The sequence below is a fragment of the Novosphingobium sp. GW821-FHT09E05 genome (assembly GCF_059416165.1).
On the sequence record NZ_JBWKOQ010000001.1, the window covers coordinates 1,986,323 to 2,002,856 of the forward strand.

Annotated in this window: 18 protein-coding genes and 1 other RNA gene; 9 read left to right on the top strand and 10 right to left on the bottom strand. The window is 66.4% G+C overall.

Annotation, left to right across the window (positions count from 1 at the left end; all coding sequences use genetic code 11):
* Window positions 1–31: 31 nt before the first annotated feature.
* Entirely contained in the window at window positions 32–346 is a 315-nt protein-coding gene (locus AC07M9_RS09295) for a hypothetical protein (protein ID WP_494883201.1), read from the top strand.
* Between the two features lie 105 nt (window positions 347–451).
* On the opposite strand, the gene ssrA is transcribed toward AC07M9_RS09295, so the two are convergent.
* Window positions 452–815, bottom strand: a transfer-messenger RNA (tmRNA) gene (gene ssrA / locus AC07M9_RS09300).
* Window positions 816–865: 50 nt separating this feature from the next.
* Window positions 866–1,339 carry a large conductance mechanosensitive channel protein MscL gene (mscL, locus tag AC07M9_RS09305; RefSeq protein WP_494883202.1) on the bottom strand — a complete coding sequence of 158 codons (474 nt, stop codon included), beginning with the start codon at window positions 1,337–1,339 and terminating at the stop codon, window positions 866–868.
* Window positions 1,340–1,537: 198 nt separating this feature from the next.
* Between mscL and AC07M9_RS09310 the strand changes: the two genes are divergently transcribed.
* From AC07M9_RS09310 to AC07M9_RS09330, 5 genes are read left to right on the top strand one after another with little or no spacing between them, the layout of a single operon-like run.
* Entirely contained in the window at window positions 1,538–2,143 is a 606-nt protein-coding gene (locus AC07M9_RS09310; RefSeq protein WP_494883203.1) for a LemA family protein, read from the top strand.
* Between the two features lie 4 nt (window positions 2,144–2,147).
* On the top strand, window positions 2,148–2,978 hold the full coding sequence (locus AC07M9_RS09315) for a TPM domain-containing protein (RefSeq protein WP_494883204.1): 831 nt from the start codon (window positions 2,148–2,150) through the stop codon (window positions 2,976–2,978).
* 3 nt (window positions 2,979–2,981) lie between these two features.
* The gene (locus AC07M9_RS09320; RefSeq protein ID WP_494883205.1) at window positions 2,982–3,665 is read left to right on the top strand and encodes a TPM domain-containing protein; all 684 of its coding nucleotides are present in this window, start codon (window positions 2,982–2,984) and stop codon (window positions 3,663–3,665) included.
* The gene (locus AC07M9_RS09325) at window positions 3,662–4,219 is read left to right on the top strand and encodes an NUDIX hydrolase (protein ID WP_494883206.1); all 558 of its coding nucleotides are present in this window, start codon (window positions 3,662–3,664) and stop codon (window positions 4,217–4,219) included. The genes AC07M9_RS09320 and AC07M9_RS09325 overlap by 4 nt, the downstream gene beginning before the upstream one ends.
* Window position 4,220: 1 nt before the next feature.
* Window positions 4,221–4,433 carry a hypothetical protein gene (locus AC07M9_RS09330; RefSeq protein ID WP_494883207.1) on the top strand — a complete coding sequence of 71 codons (213 nt, stop codon included), beginning with the start codon at window positions 4,221–4,223 and terminating at the stop codon, window positions 4,431–4,433.
* A 173-nt stretch (window positions 4,434–4,606) separates the two neighbouring features.
* On the opposite strand, the gene mmsB is transcribed toward AC07M9_RS09330, so the two are convergent.
* The 6 genes from mmsB to AC07M9_RS09360 all read right to left on the bottom strand — a co-directional run bounded on the left by mmsB (window position 4,607) and on the right by AC07M9_RS09360 (window position 10,629).
* A complete protein-coding gene (gene mmsB / locus AC07M9_RS09335) occupies window positions 4,607–5,476 on the bottom strand; it encodes a 3-hydroxyisobutyrate dehydrogenase (RefSeq protein WP_494883209.1) in 870 nt (289 codons plus the stop codon).
* 139 nt (window positions 5,477–5,615) lie between these two features.
* The gene (locus AC07M9_RS09340) at window positions 5,616–6,401 is read right to left on the bottom strand and encodes an enoyl-CoA hydratase-related protein (protein ID WP_494883211.1); all 786 of its coding nucleotides are present in this window, start codon (window positions 6,399–6,401) and stop codon (window positions 5,616–5,618) included.
* Window positions 6,398–7,441: an enoyl-CoA hydratase/isomerase family protein gene (locus AC07M9_RS09345; RefSeq protein ID WP_494883213.1), complete on the bottom strand. Its 1,044-nt coding sequence runs from the start codon at window positions 7,439–7,441 to the stop codon at window positions 6,398–6,400. The genes AC07M9_RS09340 and AC07M9_RS09345 overlap by 4 nt, the downstream gene beginning before the upstream one ends.
* 19 nt (window positions 7,442–7,460) lie before the next feature.
* Complete coding sequence (locus AC07M9_RS09350) at window positions 7,461–8,603, bottom strand: acyl-CoA dehydrogenase family protein (protein WP_494883214.1); 1,143 nt, start codon at window positions 8,601–8,603, stop codon at window positions 7,461–7,463.
* 34 nt (window positions 8,604–8,637) lie between these two features.
* Complete coding sequence (locus AC07M9_RS09355; protein WP_494883216.1) at window positions 8,638–9,129, bottom strand: hypothetical protein; 492 nt, start codon at window positions 9,127–9,129, stop codon at window positions 8,638–8,640.
* A gap of 75 nt (window positions 9,130–9,204) precedes the next feature.
* Window positions 9,205–10,629, bottom strand: a complete 1,425-nt coding sequence (locus tag AC07M9_RS09360; RefSeq protein ID WP_494883218.1) for an aldehyde dehydrogenase family protein — start codon at window positions 10,627–10,629, stop codon at window positions 9,205–9,207.
* Window positions 10,630–11,022: 393 nt separating this feature from the next.
* Between AC07M9_RS09360 and AC07M9_RS09365 the strand changes: the two genes are divergently transcribed.
* The 3 genes from AC07M9_RS09365 to AC07M9_RS09375 all read left to right on the top strand — a co-directional run bounded on the left by AC07M9_RS09365 (window position 11,023) and on the right by AC07M9_RS09375 (window position 13,211).
* Entirely contained in the window at window positions 11,023–11,514 is a 492-nt protein-coding gene (locus tag AC07M9_RS09365; RefSeq protein ID WP_494883220.1) for a flavin reductase family protein, read from the top strand.
* Window positions 11,515–11,598: 84 nt separating this feature from the next.
* Window positions 11,599–12,351, top strand: coding sequence for an SDR family NAD(P)-dependent oxidoreductase (locus AC07M9_RS09370; RefSeq protein WP_494883222.1), 753 nt, complete (start codon window positions 11,599–11,601; stop codon window positions 12,349–12,351).
* A 65-nt stretch (window positions 12,352–12,416) separates the two neighbouring features.
* Window positions 12,417–13,211: an alpha/beta fold hydrolase gene (locus tag AC07M9_RS09375; protein ID WP_494883224.1), complete on the top strand. Its 795-nt coding sequence runs from the start codon at window positions 12,417–12,419 to the stop codon at window positions 13,209–13,211.
* Here AC07M9_RS09375 and AC07M9_RS09380 read toward each other — a convergent pair.
* Together AC07M9_RS09380 and AC07M9_RS09385 are read right to left on the bottom strand one after the other, a co-directional pair.
* Window positions 13,201–15,552 (bottom strand): TonB-dependent receptor, encoded by a 2,352-nt coding sequence (locus AC07M9_RS09380; protein WP_494883226.1) that lies wholly within the window; start codon window positions 15,550–15,552, stop codon window positions 13,201–13,203. The genes AC07M9_RS09375 and AC07M9_RS09380 overlap by 11 nt on opposite strands.
* Window positions 15,553–15,601: 49 nt before the next feature.
* On the bottom strand, window positions 15,602–16,459 hold the full coding sequence (locus AC07M9_RS09385; RefSeq protein WP_494883228.1) for an SDR family NAD(P)-dependent oxidoreductase: 858 nt from the start codon (window positions 16,457–16,459) through the stop codon (window positions 15,602–15,604).
* Window positions 16,460–16,534: the final 75 nt, after the last annotated feature.

Consider the following 16,534-nt stretch of genomic DNA (forward strand, 5'->3'; position numbering starts at 1 on the left):
AGATGGTGCTGCATCCAAGGAGGCGGATATCGTGTATGGAACGGCCCATCCTGCATCTGTAGCCACGTCCATCGCCATGGGCGTATCGCTTTTCGCCGGCGCTTTCAGCCTGTTGATCGCCATGAAATCGCACAGGTTTACCGCTGCCAGGCGGGATACGGCCGTATCCGTCCTTTTCGCGGTCGCCTTGCTGCTGATCCTGCTCAACGTGACGGCAGCCACGCTCGTCGGCATGGCCGGGATCGCCTACCTGGGCGTGATGAAGACCGTCCTGTTGCTGACGGCGGCCTTCGCGGTCGGGGGAACGGTGTTCGGGCTGCGGCGGGGCTTGCGCAGCGGTAGCTGACCGCGCCGGCGGCGCGCGCGCATGCGCGACGAGGGCATTCGCCACGACGAGACCGACGATCCTGAAAGGTGGGGTGATTCTGTTGACAGGCTCACCCCGGGCCCCTGGAATCCCTTCTGTTACCCGGCGGGCCCAGCCGTGTTCTAACTTTGTAACTTCAGGGCGTTAGCCCCTAGAATTACGCCGCGAGAGCAAGTGCGTCGTTGTCGTTGGCACTTATGAGTTTTGAGCCTTGAACGGGTTACTCAGCCCGGATGAAAACAACGCTTTTCAACACACGTCGATCCTAGTTCGGCCCCGTCAACACCCCTGCGACAACAGGGTAGCCCTCATGCGAGAGCGGGTGATGGTGGAGCCGCCGGGTACCGCCCCCGGGTCCGCTGCATCTATTGTACGCTGCAATTTATCATCATATCCGGCCGAAGCCGGCAGATGCTCATATAGAGCCTGGATCCTGAATGTGAAGTGACCGCGTGCATCCCGGCGGCGCCGACCGGATGTCTGGCGCCGCGCGGGCGATCAGGCCTTCGCCTTGCGCAGTTCTGCGAGGATTTCCTTCAGCGCGTCGAGCTGCGGATCGATCGGGACCGGCGCTGCGGCGGCGGCCGTGGCGTCGGCTTCAGCCTGTTCCCGCTTCATTTTCTCGATCATCGTGTTGATCGAGCGCACCATCAGGAACAGCACGACGGCGATGATGAGGAAATTGACGACCTGGGTGACGAACTCGCCGTAGCCGACCATCGCCACGCCCGCGGACTTGAGCGCGGCGTAATCGGTCAGGCTGCCCTTGTAGTCGGCCGGGATCTCGCCGAGGCGCACGAAGTACTTCGAAAAGTCGATGTCGCCGAACGCCCAGCCGATGACCGGCATGATGACGTTTTCGGTCAGCGAGGTGACGATCTTGCCGAAGGCGGCGCCGATCATGACACCGACCGCGAGGTCGAGCACGTTGCCGCGCGCAATGAACTTCTTGAATTCGTCGACTAATGCCATTCGCTTGGGCTCCCTGACGGCGATGGAGAATGGGGTGGACGTGTCATTTGACACACTCGCACTTCGTCCTCAAACGATTGTTAACCTTCCGCCTTTGCCGCGCATGCAACCGCCGCGCTTGATCCGCCATCGGGCATCGCTATCTATCGTGCGTGGAAGCCGCCGGCAGTGCCGGCGTCCAGTGGAGGAACGAAGCCGATGACGCTCATCAAAGCCGCCCGCAAGGGTCGCACGGTACTGGCTCTCGCCGCGGCCCTGTCGCTGGCCGCCTGCGGTTTCAATTCGGTGCCGACCAAGCAGGAAGCGGCCAAGGCCAAGTGGGCCGACGTCGAAGCCGCCTTCCAGGAGCGCGCCAATCTCGTCCCCAACCTCGCCGCCGTCGCCAAGGGCGCCGCCGACCAGGAAAAGGGCATCCTCGTCGGCGTCACCGAGGCGCGGGCCAAGGCCACCTCGATCCAGATTTCGGGCGACGACCTGAACGATCCCGCCAAGATGGAGCAGTTCCAGGCCGCACAGGCGAACCTGGGCGCCAACATCGGCCGCCTGCTCGCCAACGTCGAGGCCTATCCGGACATCAAGTCCAACGCCAACTACCAGATGCTGCAGACCCAGCTCGAGGGCCAGGAAAACCGCATCCGCATCACCATCCGCGACTACAACGCGGCAGTGCAGGACTACAACACCGAGGTGCGCACCTTCCCCTCGATGATCGGCGCGCGCCTGCGCGGCGCTGAGACGCTGGTGCCGTACAAGTCGGTCACCCCCGGCGCCGAGAAGGCCCCGGACCTCCAGGGCAAGCTCTGATCCGGTGACCCATTTCCGGGCCGTCCTGACGGCCACGATCCTGGCCCTGTGCGCCCTGCTTTCAGGGCCGCAGGCCTGGGCACAGGACAATACGGCACTCCAGTTTCCCAAGCTGACGGGCCGCGTCGTCGATGCGGCCCAGATCATCCCGGACGCCGAGGAAGCGCGCCTCACGCAAAAGCTGGAAGCGCTGGAAAAACAGTCGCGCCGCCAACTGGTGATCGCGACGGTGCCCAGCCTGAACGGCTACGAGATTTCCGACTACGGCTACCAGCTCGGCCGCGCCTGGGGCATCGGCCAGAAGGCCGACAACAACGGCACGATCCTGCTGGTCGCCCCCAATGAGCGCAAGGTGCGCATCGAGGTGGGCTACGGGCTCGAGCCGATCCTGACCGACGGCATGAGTTTCCTCATCATCAACGGCCAGATCCTCCCGCGCTTCAAGGCGGGCGATTATCCCGGCGGCATCGAGGCCGGCACCGACGCGATCGTCAAGCAGCTCACCCTCCCCCCCGAGGAAGCCCAGAAGATCGCCGCGCAGGCCGACGCGCAGCGCGCCGACGGCGGCGACGACATCTCGCTCGGCACGGTGATCTTCATCCTCGTGATCATCTTCTTCTTCGTCCTGCCGATCCTGCGGTCCGCCGCGGGCGGCGGGCGCGGGCGGCGCAGCGGCTTCGGCGGCCCGATCATCTGGATGCCCGGCATGTTCGGCGGAGACGACGACGACCATCACGGCGGCGGCTGGGGCGGCGGCGGAGGCTTCGGCGGCGGCGGTGGATTTTCCGGCGGTGGCGGCGGCTTCGGCGGCGGCGGTGCGAGCGGGAGCTGGTAAGTCATGGCAAGTCCCAGATATCTCTCCGAGGCCGACCACCAGCGCATCAGCGCCGCGGTGGGCGATGCCGAACTGCTCAGTTCCGGCGAGATCGTCACGATCCTCGCCGACCGGTCGGACGGCTACACCGACGTCGCGCTGGCGTGGTCGGCGCTCGTCGCCTTCCTCGCGCTCGGCGCGCTGGCGATCGCGCCCGACTTCTACATGGGCCTCTACGACCGCCTCATCGCCGACTGGGGCCACGAATGGACCCCGCGCATGATGTTCTCGCTGGCGCTGGGCGTGGCCACGCTCAAGTTCGCGGGCATGATGCTGCTGCAGCTGTGGCAGCCGCTGAAGTTCTTCCTGATCCCCGCGCCGATCCGCACCATGCGCGTCCATGACCGCGCCCTGCGCGCCTTCCGCATCGGCGCCGAGCAGCGCACCACCGGGCGCACCGGCATCCTCATCTACCTCTCCATGCGCGAGCACCGCGCCGAGATCGTCGCCGACCAGGCCATCGCCACCAAGGTCGAGCCCGGCGTCTGGGCCGACGCCATGAACGCCATGCTCGTCGAACTGCGCCAGGGCCGCACGGCCGACGCGATGATCGCCGCCGTCGCCAAGGTCGGCGCCGTGCTCACCGTCCACGTCCCCCGGCTGGAAGGCGACGTCAACGAACTTCCCGACAGGCTGATCGAAGTATGACCACCGATATCCTCTCCGACCACTACGACGCCGACAAGCCCGTCGAGGTGATGTGGGAAGGCCGTTTCATCACCACCAAGCGCCAGGGTCGCTGGGAATACGTCAGCCGCGCGCGCGGCATTCGGGCGGCGGTGATCCTGGCGGTGGACGCCGAGGACCACGTCATCCTCGTCGACCAGTTCCGCGTGCCGCTCGGCAAGCGCTGCATCGAACTGCCCGCCGGCCTCGTCGGCGATCATGACGACAATGCCGACGAGGACAGCGCGCTTGCCGCCGCGCGCGAACTGGAGGAGGAAACCGGCTACCGCGCCGGGACCATGGAGACGGTGGGCGAATTCTTCTCCTCGCCCGGCATGGTCAGCGAGAGCTTCACCCTGTTCCGCGCCCTCGACCTCGAGAAGGTCGGCGACGGTGGCGGTGTCGACAGCGAGGACATCCTGGTCCACCGCGTCCCACTCGCCGGGATGGAGCAGGCGGTGCGCGACTGGCGGGAGCAGGGTTGCGCCATCGACGTGAAGATCCTCACGCTGCTGGGCCCCCGACTGCTCGGCTGAGATGCGCACGAGCCCCGGCATCTGCCAGCGCAAGGCGCGCTATGCGAGCGAGGCGGCGGCGCTGGAGGTGGCCGCTAAAGCGCCCTTCCCGCTGCGCCCTTATCGCTGCGAGCTATGTCGGCAGTTCCATCTGACCGGCAAGACCAAGGGAATGAAAGTGCCCGGGTTCGAGCGGGCACGGCGGCGCGCTTCACCGCCATTGGCCAACGCTTGACGTCACCTTGCCTGGTTCAACCACATCCCAATTCCGTCGCCCTCGCGAAGGCGGGGGCCCCGCTTCCTTGCGCGGTCACGAAGGATCGAGCGAGATCCCCGCCTTCGCGGGGATGACGGGAGTTTGGATCGGTATGTCGGTCGCGCGCAAGCTTGGCTGCGGGCGATGAGCCCTCACAGCGTGGTGAAGATCGCCCCGAAGTCCTTGCCGCCGTTACCGGCTTCGACGAACGCCTCGTAGATTTTCGTCGCATGCTCGCCCAGCGGCACGGTGGCGGCGGCCGTTCCGGCCCCGGCCATGGCGAGACGCAGGTCCTTGAGCATCAGCGCCGAGGCGAAGCCGCCCGCGTAGCCGTTGTCGGCGGGGCTTGCCGCACCGATGCCGGGCGCCGGGGTGTAGTCGTTGAGCGACCAGCAGTAGCCGGTCGACTTGGAGCTGATCTCGTAGAACTTCTGCGGATCGAGGCCCGCCTTTTCCGCCAGGGCCAGCGCCTCGCAGGTGCCGATCATGTGGATCGCCAGCAGCATGTTGTTGCACATCTTGGCGACCTGACCCGCACCGATCTCGCCGGCATGGATCACCGCCTTGGCCATCGGATCGAGGACGGCCTTGGCCTTCTCGAACGCCGCATCGCTGCCGCCGACCATGAAAGTCAGCGTGCCGCCGTTGGCCGCCGCGATGCCGCCCGAAACCGGCGCATCGACCATCTCGTAGCCCGCCGCCTCGGCCAGCCCGGCGACTTCGCGCGCGGTTTCGAGGTCGATGGTCGAGCAGTCGAGGAACAGCGCGCCCGCCGGGGCCTTGCCGATCACGTCGGCGGTGTAGACCGCCTTCACGATGCCGCCGTTGGGCAGCATGGTGACGACCGCGTCCACGCCCGCGACCGCATCGGGAACCGCCGTGAAGGTCGCGCAGCCGCTTTCGCCCGCCTTGGCCAGCGCTTCGGCCGAAAGGTCGAAGGCGCGGACCTCGTGCCCCGCCTTTACGAGGTTCGCGGCCATGCCGCCGCCCATGTTGCCAAGGCCGATGAATGCGATCTTCATTGCGTGCTCTCCAAGATTCGTCGTCCCGGACGTGATCCGGGACCGCTGGCTGTCTTTAGGCGAGGCTTCGAGGCAGGGCGCCTAGCCGAAGGGTGGGCTGTTCACGGCCAGCGATCCCCGCCTTCGCGGGGACGACGGCTTACTTGCCCTTCCACGTGCCCGGACGCTTCTCGACGAAGGCGGCCATACCCTCGGCCTTGTCCTCGGTGGCGGTGAGGACCTGGAACATCCGGCGCTCCATGACGAGGCCGGTGTCGAGCGTGGTCTCGAAGGCGATGTTGACCATCTCCTTGTTCATCATCGCGGCGAGCGGCGGCATTCCGGCGATCGTCGCCGCTGACTTGAGCGCGGTTTCCAGCAGCGCGTCGAGCGGCACGACCTGGCTGACGAGGCCCGAACGCTCGGCTTCGGCGGCGTCCATCATGCGGCCGGTGAGGCACATGTCCATGGCCTTCGACTTGCCCACCGCACGCGTCAGGCGCTGCGATCCGCCCATGCCCGGCGCAACGCCGAGCTTGATTTCGGGCTGGCCGAACTTAGCCGTTTCCGAGGCAATGATGAAGTCCGCCATCATCGCCAGTTCGCAGCCACCGCCGAGCGCGAAGCCGTTGACGGCGGCGATCCAGGGCTTGCGGGTCGTCTTGACGATCTGCGCGGTCCAGCCCGCGAAGAAGTCCTCCGAGTAGAACTCGGCGCTCGGCTTGTCCGACATCTCCTTGATGTCGGCGCCGGCCGCGAAGGCCTTCTCGCCCGAACCGGTGAGCACGGCGCAGCCCTGCGACTTGTCGGCCTCGAAGGCGGCGAAGGCCTGGATCAGCTCGGCCAGTACCGTCGAGTTCAGCGCGTTGAGCGCCTGCGGGCGGTTGAGCGTGATGAGCGTGACGCCGCCCTTCTGTTCGACCAGGATCGTATCGTACGTGCTCATAGCGGCTTCCATTCCTCTTCAGGGGGCAGCGGGGCGAAGATCGCCTCCAGCATCTCTTCGGTCACATCTTCGGGGCGCGCGGGGTGCCACCTGGGCGCATGGTCCTTGTCGACGATCACCGCGCGCACGCCCTCGGCAAAGTCGGGGAGCACCAGCACGTGCCCGCCGATGCGGTATTCCAACGCCATGTTCTGGGCGAAGGTCTCCAGCGCTAGCGATTCATCGAGCTGCCGCAGCGACACCTTGCAGGCCTGCGGGCTCTTGGTGCGCAGCGTGGCCAGTTCCTTCGCAGCCCATTCGCTGTCGTCGGTCTCCAGCGAGGCGAGCACCTGCTCCAGCGTGTCGAAGGCGAAATGCCTGCGGATCGCGCCGGCATGGGCGGCGATCCTGGGCGCGGGCGGCGTCACCGCGAGCGCGGTGAGGACGCCGCCGATCTCGTGCCCGGCGGCGATGCGCGCCTTGGCCTCTGGCAACGCGTCTGCCGGCAGGTAGTGCGTGGCAAGGCCCGCCCAGAGGCATTCCGCCCCGTCGAGCCGCGCACCGGTCAGCGCGAGGAACTGGCCCACCCGCCCATCGAGGCGCGAGAGATACCAGCCGCCGCCGACGTCCGGGAAGAGGCCGATGCCGGTCTCGGGCATGGCGAAGCGGGTGTTCTCGGTGGCGACGCGGAAGCGCGCGGGCTGCGAGATGCCGACGCCGCCGCCCATGGTGATGCCGTCCATGAACGCGACCACCGGCTTGTCGTAGGTGAACAGCTGGTGGTTGAGGCGGTATTCCTCGAAGAAGAACCGGCGCCCGGCTTCGCCGCCGTCGGTCAGCGCGGACTGGCGCAGCAGGTTGATGTCGCCGCCCGAGCAGAAGCCCCGGCCCTCGGCATGCTCGATGGCGATCGCCTTGACGGCGGGGTCACCCGCCCACTCGGCCAGTTGCGCGCTCATCGCCTCGCACATGCCCAGCGTCAGCGCGTGGATGGCCTTGGGCCGGTTGAGCGAGACGACGCCAAGGGCGCCCTCGCGCCGGAACAGCACTTCGTCGGTCATGGAATCCCCCTGCAGTGCGTTACTTGGTGAGGTCGCGGCCGATGATCATGCGCATGACCTCGTTGGTGCCCTCGAGGATGCGGTGGACGCGCAGGTCGCGCCAGAAGCGCTCGATCGGGTAGTCCTTGAGGTAGCCGTAGCCGCCGAAGATCTGCAGCGCGCGGTCGACCACGGACGAGCCGGTGTCGCTGGCGAGCAGCTTGGCCATGGCGGCGAAACGGGTCTTGTCCGGCGACTTGGCGGTCACCTTGGCGGCCGCCATGTAGAGCAGCGCGCGGGCGGCCTCCAGCTCGGTCGCCATCTCGGCGAGGCGGAACTGGGTGTTCTGGAAGTCGGCGATCGGCTGGTCGAACTGCTTGCGGTCCTTCGAATACTGGATCGCCTCGTCGAGGCAGCGCTGCGCCCCGCCGAGCGAGCAGGCGCCGATGTTGATGCGGCCGCCGTCGAGGCCCGCCATCGCGAACTTGAAGCCGTCACCCTCGGCGCCGACACGGTTCTCGACCGGCACGCGGCAGTCCTCGAAGATCACCTGCGCCGTGGGCGAGGCATTCCAGCCCAGCTTCTTTTCGGGCGCGCCGAAACTCAGGCCCGGCGTGCCCTTGTCGACCACGAAGCACGAGATGCCGCGCGACTTGTGCTCGCCGGTGCGGGCCATGACGATGTAGACGTCGTTGTAGCCGCCGCCCGAGATGAACTGCTTGGTGCCGTTGAGGACGTAGTGGTCGCCGTCAAGGCGCGCGGTGGTCTTGAGCGCCGCCGCGTCGGAGCCCGAGCCCGGCTCGGTGAGGCAGTAGGAGACGATCTTCTCCATCGTCACCAGGTCGGGGAGGTAGCGGTCCTTCAGCTGCTGGTCGCCGAAGGTGTCGATCATCCACGCGCCCATGTTGTGGATCGAGATATAGGCGCTGGTCGCCGGACAGCCGTAGGACATGGCCTCCATGATGAGCGCCGCATCGAGCCGGCCGAGGCCGATGCCGCCGCTTTCCTCGGAGACGTAGATCGCGCCGAAGCCCAGTTCGCCAGCGGCCTTCCACACGTCGACCGGGTAGTGGTGCTTCTCGTCCCACTCGGCCGCGAAGGGCGTGATGCGGTCGGCGGTGAACTTGCGCGCCGTGTCCTGGACGGCAAGCTGGTCTTCGGTCAGCCCAAACTGTTCGGTCATCTTCGCCCCTGTGTGGTCAACCTGCCGTGACGGTTCACGTGCAGCGGGTGTACTTGAGCGGTCCGGGCATGGCGTCCGGGCCGTAATCGCGGCGGATCAGCGTCTTGCCGTCGTCCTGTACGTCGAGGACGACGTCCTGGCTCCAGCTCTGGCCTTCGCCGGTGTAGGCGAAAGTGGCGCGGATGCGGCTCTCGCCCGCTTCCTTGATGGTGCCCAGCTTCGCCACCGATTCGTAGAACTTGAGCTGGTCCGCCGAGACTTCCAGCAGACCCTTGGCATCGCCCAGCTTGCTCGTGCAGTCCGCCGGAACGAGACCCCAGCGGCCGCGCACGATTTCCGGAATCGCGTCGAGCGATGCCGGGGTCTCCGTAGCCTCGGGCGCTTCGCTGGCCGAACCCGCATCTTCCTGGAACACTTCCTCGGTCTCGGTAGGCGCTGCCTGCGTCGTGGTGGCATCAGGCTCCTTCGAGCATGCGGCCAGCGCCAGCGCGGCGGTCAAGGCGATCAGGGGAAGCGTGCGTGTCATCGGTCGTCTCCATTCACGGCACCGGATAAAGGTGGGTGAAACGCACACCCACCCCTTCCGGTTGCCGCGAGAAGGTCAGCCGACGAGCTCGATGATGTCCTTGCCGAACAGCTGCTCGTCGGACGGGATGACCTTGTGCGTCGCCAGCGGCTTCGACACCCAGGTCTCGTTGATGAGGTCGCGCCAGGTGACGTTGTTGTTGGTGGCGTTGCCGCCCCACGAACCGCAGCCCAGCGAGAAGGTCTGGCGCATGCCGTTCCACAGGTTGCCCGAGTTCGAGGCCGACTGCGGCTGGTTGACCATCACGCGGCTGGTCTTGGTGCCCATCGCCAGCTTCATGATGTTGTCGTCGCTGGTCGAGTAGATCCCGGCCGAGTGGCCCTGGCCCTGGTAGCCCTGGATGGCGTTGGTCAGGCGGACGGCATCGTCGATGTCCTTGGCGCGGTAGAGCGCCATGGTCACCGTCATCTTCTCGCCCGAGAACTTGTGGTCGGGGCCGTAGCCGGTTTCCGGCACGATGAAGAACGCGGTGCCTTCGGGAATCGCGAAGCCCGCGTAGTCGGCGATGAACTGCGCCGACTGGGCGACGACCTTGGCGTTGATATGCTCGCCGTCTTCCCAGATCGCGTTCTGCAGCTTGGTCTTGTTCTCACCCTCGATGATGAAGCCGCCCTTGCCCTTCAGCTTCTCGAGCATGGTGTCGTAGATCGCGTCGAGCAGGACGACCGAATTGTCCGACGAGCACGAAGCCGCATAGTCGAGCGTCTTGGAGATCAGGATCTTGGAGGCGGCGTCATCGAGGTCGGCGGTGTCGTCGACGGTGATGACGGCGTTGCCCACGCCCACGCCCAGCGCCGGGGTGCCCGACGAGTAGGCGGCCTTGACCATCGGGGTGCCACCGGTGGCGAGGATGCGGTCGCACTGCTTCATGACTTCGTTGGTCTTCTCGACCGAAGGCTGCTCGATCGGGATCACGAGGTCGGCGGGCGCGCCCATCTTCACCAGTGCGTCGCGCATCAGGTTGCAGATCTTGGCGTTGACGAACTTGGCGCGCGGGTGCGGGCAGATGATGATCGAGTTGCGGCCCTTGACTGCGCTGATCGCCTTGATGACCGGGGTCGCCTCGGGGTTGGTCGAGGGCGAGAGGGCGCCGATCACGCCGACGGGCTTGGCGATCTTCACCAGGTTGCGCTCGTGGTCTTCCTCGATCACGCCCACCGACTTGTCGTCGATGATGTCCATCAGCGTGGCGCGCGTCTTGACCGAGATTTTCTTGAACTTGCCCTCGTAGTTGCCGAGCTGCGTTTCCTCGACGGTCTCGCGGGCGATTTCCTCGTCCATGCCGGGCTTGCAGACGGCGTAGACCATGCCGCGGATCCAGGTATCGACCTGCTCCTGCGTGGCGTTCTCGATCTGCTGCTGCGCGGCGCGCGAGCGGGCGACAATCGCGGCGACTTCGGCGGCAACGGGAGTCTCGGCGATCAGTTCGGCAGTGGCCATGTGCATCTTCCCTTAGAGTTTGCGCGCAGGTGTCCGGCCGAACCGGCCCCGCTGTTAAGCAAGCATCCGGGTCGCCCTTTTCGCGACGGGCCCGCGTCGGGCACCACAGCGTTAGGCGATCCGTTACAGGTTCGTCCCCTGCACTTTTGATCGGGCAGAGGCAAGTTTTTTAAGCGCGCGGTTAAATTGAATCAGGTGCAAAAACATCAAGTCTAAACGCTTCCGGTGCAATGATCGGAGGCCGGTGATTGGCTATGGATAACTGTGCCCTCTTGCCCGGCACAGGGCTAACGGGCACTAGTGCTCCGCGATATCGCGATGGCGTGTCCGTTCGGATATGCTACGAATGTTTCGATATCGCGAAACCATGGTGCAACGAAGAGGTGTGAACGCGTGAGCGAGACGACGATCGATCCGGCAGCCTTCCGAAAGGTCCTCGGCAGCTACCCCACCGGCGTCTGCGTGATCACGGCGCTTGACGAGGGCAGGCCTGCCGGCATGGTCGTGGGCAGCTTCACCTCGGTTTCGCTCGACCCGCCGCTGGTGGGCTTCTTCCCCGACAAGTCTTCCAGTTCGTGGCCGTTGATCGAAAAGGCCGGCCACTTCTGCGTCAACGTCATGGCGAGCGACCAGGGCGACGTCTGCCGCGCCGTCACCGCCAAGGGCGAGGCGAAGTTCGTCGGCGTCAACTACGTGATCTCGGACCACGGCCTCCCGGTCATCGCCGACTCGATCGCGGCGATCGAATGCAGGCTCTACTCCGTCACCGAGGCGGGCGATCACTGGTTCGTGCTGGGCCAGGTCCTGCGCATGGAAACCGTGCGCGAGGATGATCCGATGCTGTTCCACCGCGGCCGCTACGGCAGCTTCGCGGAGAAGATGTAAGCGTTCATCGCAGCGGCGGTTTGACTCTCCCCGCACGGATACTGTTCAGGTGTTCAGCATCAAGACCTGGGAGAGTACAATCGCATGACACGTTCGCTTGAAGGCAAGGTCGCCGTCATCACCGGTGCCGGCTCGGGCATCGGCCGCGGCGTCGCGCTGCGCCTCGCCGAGGACAAGGCCGCCATCGCGGTCTGGGACCTCAACCCCGAGGGCGCCGCCGAAACCGTGAAGCAGATCGAAGCGGCCGGCGGCAAGGCCATCGCCGTGGTCGTCGACTGCTCCGACAAGGCCGCGATCAAGGCCGCCGCCGACGAGACCCGCGCGAAGTTCGGCCCGATCACCATCCTCGTGAACAACGCCGGCATCGCCCCGTTCACGCCGTTCATGGACATCGAGGACGACGAGTTCGACAAGGTCATCCGCATCAACCTGAAGGGCCCCTGGCTGGTCACCAAGGAACTGGTGCCCGACATGCTGGCCGCCAAGTGGGGCCGGATCATCAACATCACTTCGTCCTCGACGCAGTCGGGCTCGTTCTCGCAGACGCACTACGTCGCCTCGAAGGGCGGACTGCTCGGCCTGACCAAGGCGCTGGCGCTGGAACTGGGCAAGACCGGCATCACCGCCAACATGATCCCGCCGGGCTCGATCGACACCCCTATGCTGCGCGGCGCCCCGATCGACGCCGAAGCCTACGGCGCCTCGCTCCCGGTCGGCCGCCTCGGCCAGGTCGCGGACATCGCGGCGGCAGCGGCGTTCCTCGCCTCCGAGGAAGCCAGCTACATGACCGGCCAGACGATCAGCACCAATGGCGGCCGCTACATGGGTTCGGCCTGATACCCGACACGAATGCTGCGCGCCGCCCTTGCAGCATACGGGGCACGCGCTAGCTTGGGGTGGCCATGGCCACCCCTTTTCGTATCAGCATAGCAGACGCGCAGCTTGTCGGTGAACGACGCGAGGGAGCGTCCGCCCGCGTCCCACTCGTGCTGGTCCACGGCTTCGGCGGATCGCGTCATGACTGGGTGCCGTTGCTGGACGCCCTGCCCGCCGACCGCGCAGTCATAGCCTACGACCAGCGCGGTTTCGGCGACTCGCAGGCGCCCGAAGGCGTGCCCTTCTCCCACGCCGACGACCTGCTGGCGCTGCTCGACGCGCTGGGGATCGAATGCGCCGACCTCTGCGGCATGTCGCTGGGCGGGGCTACGGTCCTGAACTTCGCCCTGAACCACCCGGAGCGTGTCCGCCGACTGGTACTGGTCAGTCCGCTAATGGTCGGCTGGTCCTGGACGACGGAGTGGATAGACCGCTGGAAAGCCATCGGCCGGGCCGCTCGGAGCGGCGACAGGGCGCAGGCTCGCGACCTGTGGTGGCATCATCCGCTGTTCGACCCGGTGCGCGAGAGCCGGGCAGGCCAGACCCTGCGCGCCTCCATCGAGGCCTACCAAGGCCGCCAGTGGGTGCAGGACGACCAGCGCCCCGCCCTCCCCGACATAGACCGTCTCGGCCACCTCACGATGCCCACGCTGCTGCTTACCGGGACACGCGACACCGAGGACTTCCGCCTCATCGCCGACGTGATCGCCGCCATGGGGCAACAGGTAACCCGCATCGACCATACCGGCGCCGGCCACATGCTGAACCTCGAAATCCCCGGCACGATCGCTGGGGAAATCGAGCACTTCGTCAGTACTTGAAGCTGATCTCCAGCCCATACGTGCGCGGCTCGCCGACGGCGGCGGCGTTGTGGCCGAGCGCGGCTGCGAGCGTCATGCCGCCGACGAAATAGGCCTCGTCGGTGAGGTTCTTGGCGAACAGCGCCGCCGAGAAGTTCGACCCGGCGATGTCGGCCCAGTCCAGCCGCGCGTGGAGCAGCGTGTAGCCCGGAAGGCGCGTACCCGGCCCGATCGAATCGGCAGTGTTCGAGAAATACTGCGCGGTCTGCCCGTAGACCTCGCCGCGCAGCGACACCTTGCCCATGTCCTCGCTCACCGGCAGCGATAACTGCGCGAAGGCGGTGCCGGAGAACTTGGGCGTGTCCCCCACCGGCGCGTAGGAATAGGGATTGCCGAAGAGCGTGATGTTCCCATTGGTGAACTTCGCATTGGTATAGGCGCCCGACCCGCCGAGTTCGAGCCAGTCGGTGGGCCGGATCGAACCCTGCGCCTCGAAGCCCCAGATGCGGCTCGACGGCACGTTGGCGGTCACCGCGATCGAGGCCAGCCCACCCGGCCCGTCCGGATCGGGGAACTCGACGCGCTGCACGTCCTGGATCCACTGCACGAACACGGCGGTGGCGAAGTTCGCCGGGCGCCCGAACGCAAGGCCGGAGAACTTCAAACCGCCCTCGATGTCCTGCGTGTGCTCGGAATCGAACAGGTTGCCGCCGTCGGTCGCGGTGGCATTCACCGGCGGCGCGGCACCGTTGAAGCCGCCCGAACGGAAGCTGCCGCGCGTCTTGAGGTAGGCGAACCAGTCGGGGCTCGCCTTGTATTCGAGGCCGACTTCCCACGAGGGATCGGAGAAGGTCTTCTTCTGGTCGGGCGCGCCGAAGGTGTAGGTCGCATCTGGCAGCTGCTCGATCTTCACCCGCTCCCAGGTGTAGCGCAGGCCGCCGGTCAGCTTGAGGTCAGGCACGACCTCGTAGGAAAGCTGGCCGTAGAGCGCGTCGGTGCTGTTGCGCAGGCGGAAGTTGTTGGTGACGTAGTTCGGCGCGAGCACCGGCGAGACGTCGAAATAGGTCTGGGGCCAGAGCGTATCGCTGCGCTGGCGCTGCATGTAGTAGCCGAAGATGTAGTCGAGCTTGCCGCCCATCGCCTCGCCGACGACCTGCAGTTCCTCCGACACCGAGCGGACCTTGAGCTGGTTGCCGTACTGGTCGGCCGCGGCATTGGCGGTCAGGATGGTGACGAAGGGCGCGCCGAGCTGCGGCTGCTCGGACCGCGTCTTCGAATTCTCGTACCCGAAGATGTTGCGCAGCGTGGCCGACCCGCCCAGTTCCACCTCGGTGGTGTTGCTGACGAACCAGTCCTTGCCGTGGTGGCTGGCGCCGCCCGGATGGCGCGTCTTGTAGGGGCCGATGCGCTTCTGCTCGTCGACGTAGGCGATAAGCCCGGGCGCGTAGGCTTCGGGATGCGCGGCGAGATAGGCGTCCCAGGCTCCCGGCCCGGCAACGCTGTCGAGGCTCGGCCCGAACAGCAGCCCGGCGCCGCAGGTCAGCGCGAAGCCATTGTTGGTGTCGCCGCAGCCGTAGACGGAGTAGGTATAGGACGCGCCGGTGTTGGTGCCGCCGGCCTTGGAGTACTGCACCATGGTGGTGTTGCTGATGGTTTCGGTGGGCTTGACCGTCAGCGTCACGCGGCCGCTGTCGCGCTTCACGTTGCCGAGGCGCTCGTCGTTCAGCAGGTTGCGGATGTAGCCGTCCTTGCGCACCACGTCGAAGGCGCCGCGCAGCAGCACCTTGTCCTCGACCAGCGGCACGTTGAGCATGGCCTCCACTTCGCGCAGGTCGTAGTTGCCGAGGCGCCCGCGCACGAGCGCCTCGATCTTGTCACTGGGCTTGGCCGAGTTGTAGAGCACCGCGCCGCCGGTGGCATTGCGGCCGAACAGCGTGCCTTGCGGGCCTTTCAGGACCTGCACGTTCTCGAGATCGTAGAACGAATTGGCGCCGTTGATCGCCATCGGCACTTCGTTGAGATAGGCGATCACTGCCGAGGGCGAGCCCGAGAAGGTGTCGGCCGTCTGCCCGCGGATCGAGTAGGTGAGCGAGTTGTTGCCCTGCGTCTGGCGGATCGTCAGTCCCGGCGCGACCAGCTGGAGGTCGGCGTCGGTATGCACACCGCGCTGGACGAGGTCGTCGCTGCTCAGCGCGGTGATCGCGGCAGGCACGGTGGACAGCGTCTCGTCGCGGCGACGCGCGGTGACGACGATATCGCCTTCGTTGATCTGCGTCGCCGTGCCGGCCGACTGCGCGAAGGCGGTGCAGACGGGCGATAGCATCGTGCCAGCCGCCAGAGCGGCCGCGAACAAAGTCCTCATCATTCCTCTCCTCAATATTCCGCCCCGGTTATCCGGGGTCGTCGTCTTGTCAGGCCTCGGCGTCCTGCACCGCCATGGCTTCGGCGCGCACGGCAAGGATGTCCTGCAGGTGGTTGACCGGATCGCCCACCGTCACGCCGCCCTCGACCGGGAGCACCGCTCCGGTCATGTGGCGCGAACGCTCGCTGGCGAGGAACAGCGCCACTTGGGCCACGTCCTCGGGCTCGCCGCGCCGTTTGATGAGCTGGTTCGAGAGGTAGACCGCGTTGACCCCCTCCTCGATCCGCGCCGCCAGCGCCGCGTCGGCGCCCACCTGCCCGAACGAGGACAGTTTGGTGCGCACGTGGCCCGGCACGATGCAATTCACGCGGATGCCATGCTGCGCGAGGTCGATCGCGGAGGACTTGCTGAACTGGATCAGCGCCGCCTTGGAAGCGCGGTAGGTCATCATGCCGATGCCCGCCAAAGTGCCTGCGATCGAGGCATTGTTCAGGATCACGCCGCCTAGCCCGCGCGCCTTCATGATCCGTGCCGCATTGCGGGTGCCGAGCATCGGCCCGAGCACGTTCACGCGCATCACCCGGTCGAAATCGTCGAGTTCGTCATCGACGAAGCTGGGATAGGCCTTGGTCGAGATGCCCGCGTTGTTGAACATCACGTCTAGCCCGCCGAAGCGATCCACCGCCGTGTCGACGAGCGCCTGCATCGCTGCCGGTTCACTGACGTCGGTGTGCTGGTAAACTACGCTGTCGCCCAGCGACCTGGCGAGCGCTTCGCCCGCCGCATCGGCGACGTCGGCGATGACGACCTTGGCGCCTTGCGCGGCGAACAGTTCGACCGTCGCCCGGCCGATGCCACTCGCCCCGCCGGTGATCACCGCGACCTTGCCGGCCAGTTCCTTGCTCACCCTGTACTCCCCTAACCTCTATCTCGTCATCCCCGCGAAGGCGGGGACCCAGTTGATGTGCCGTCCGTTGCACCG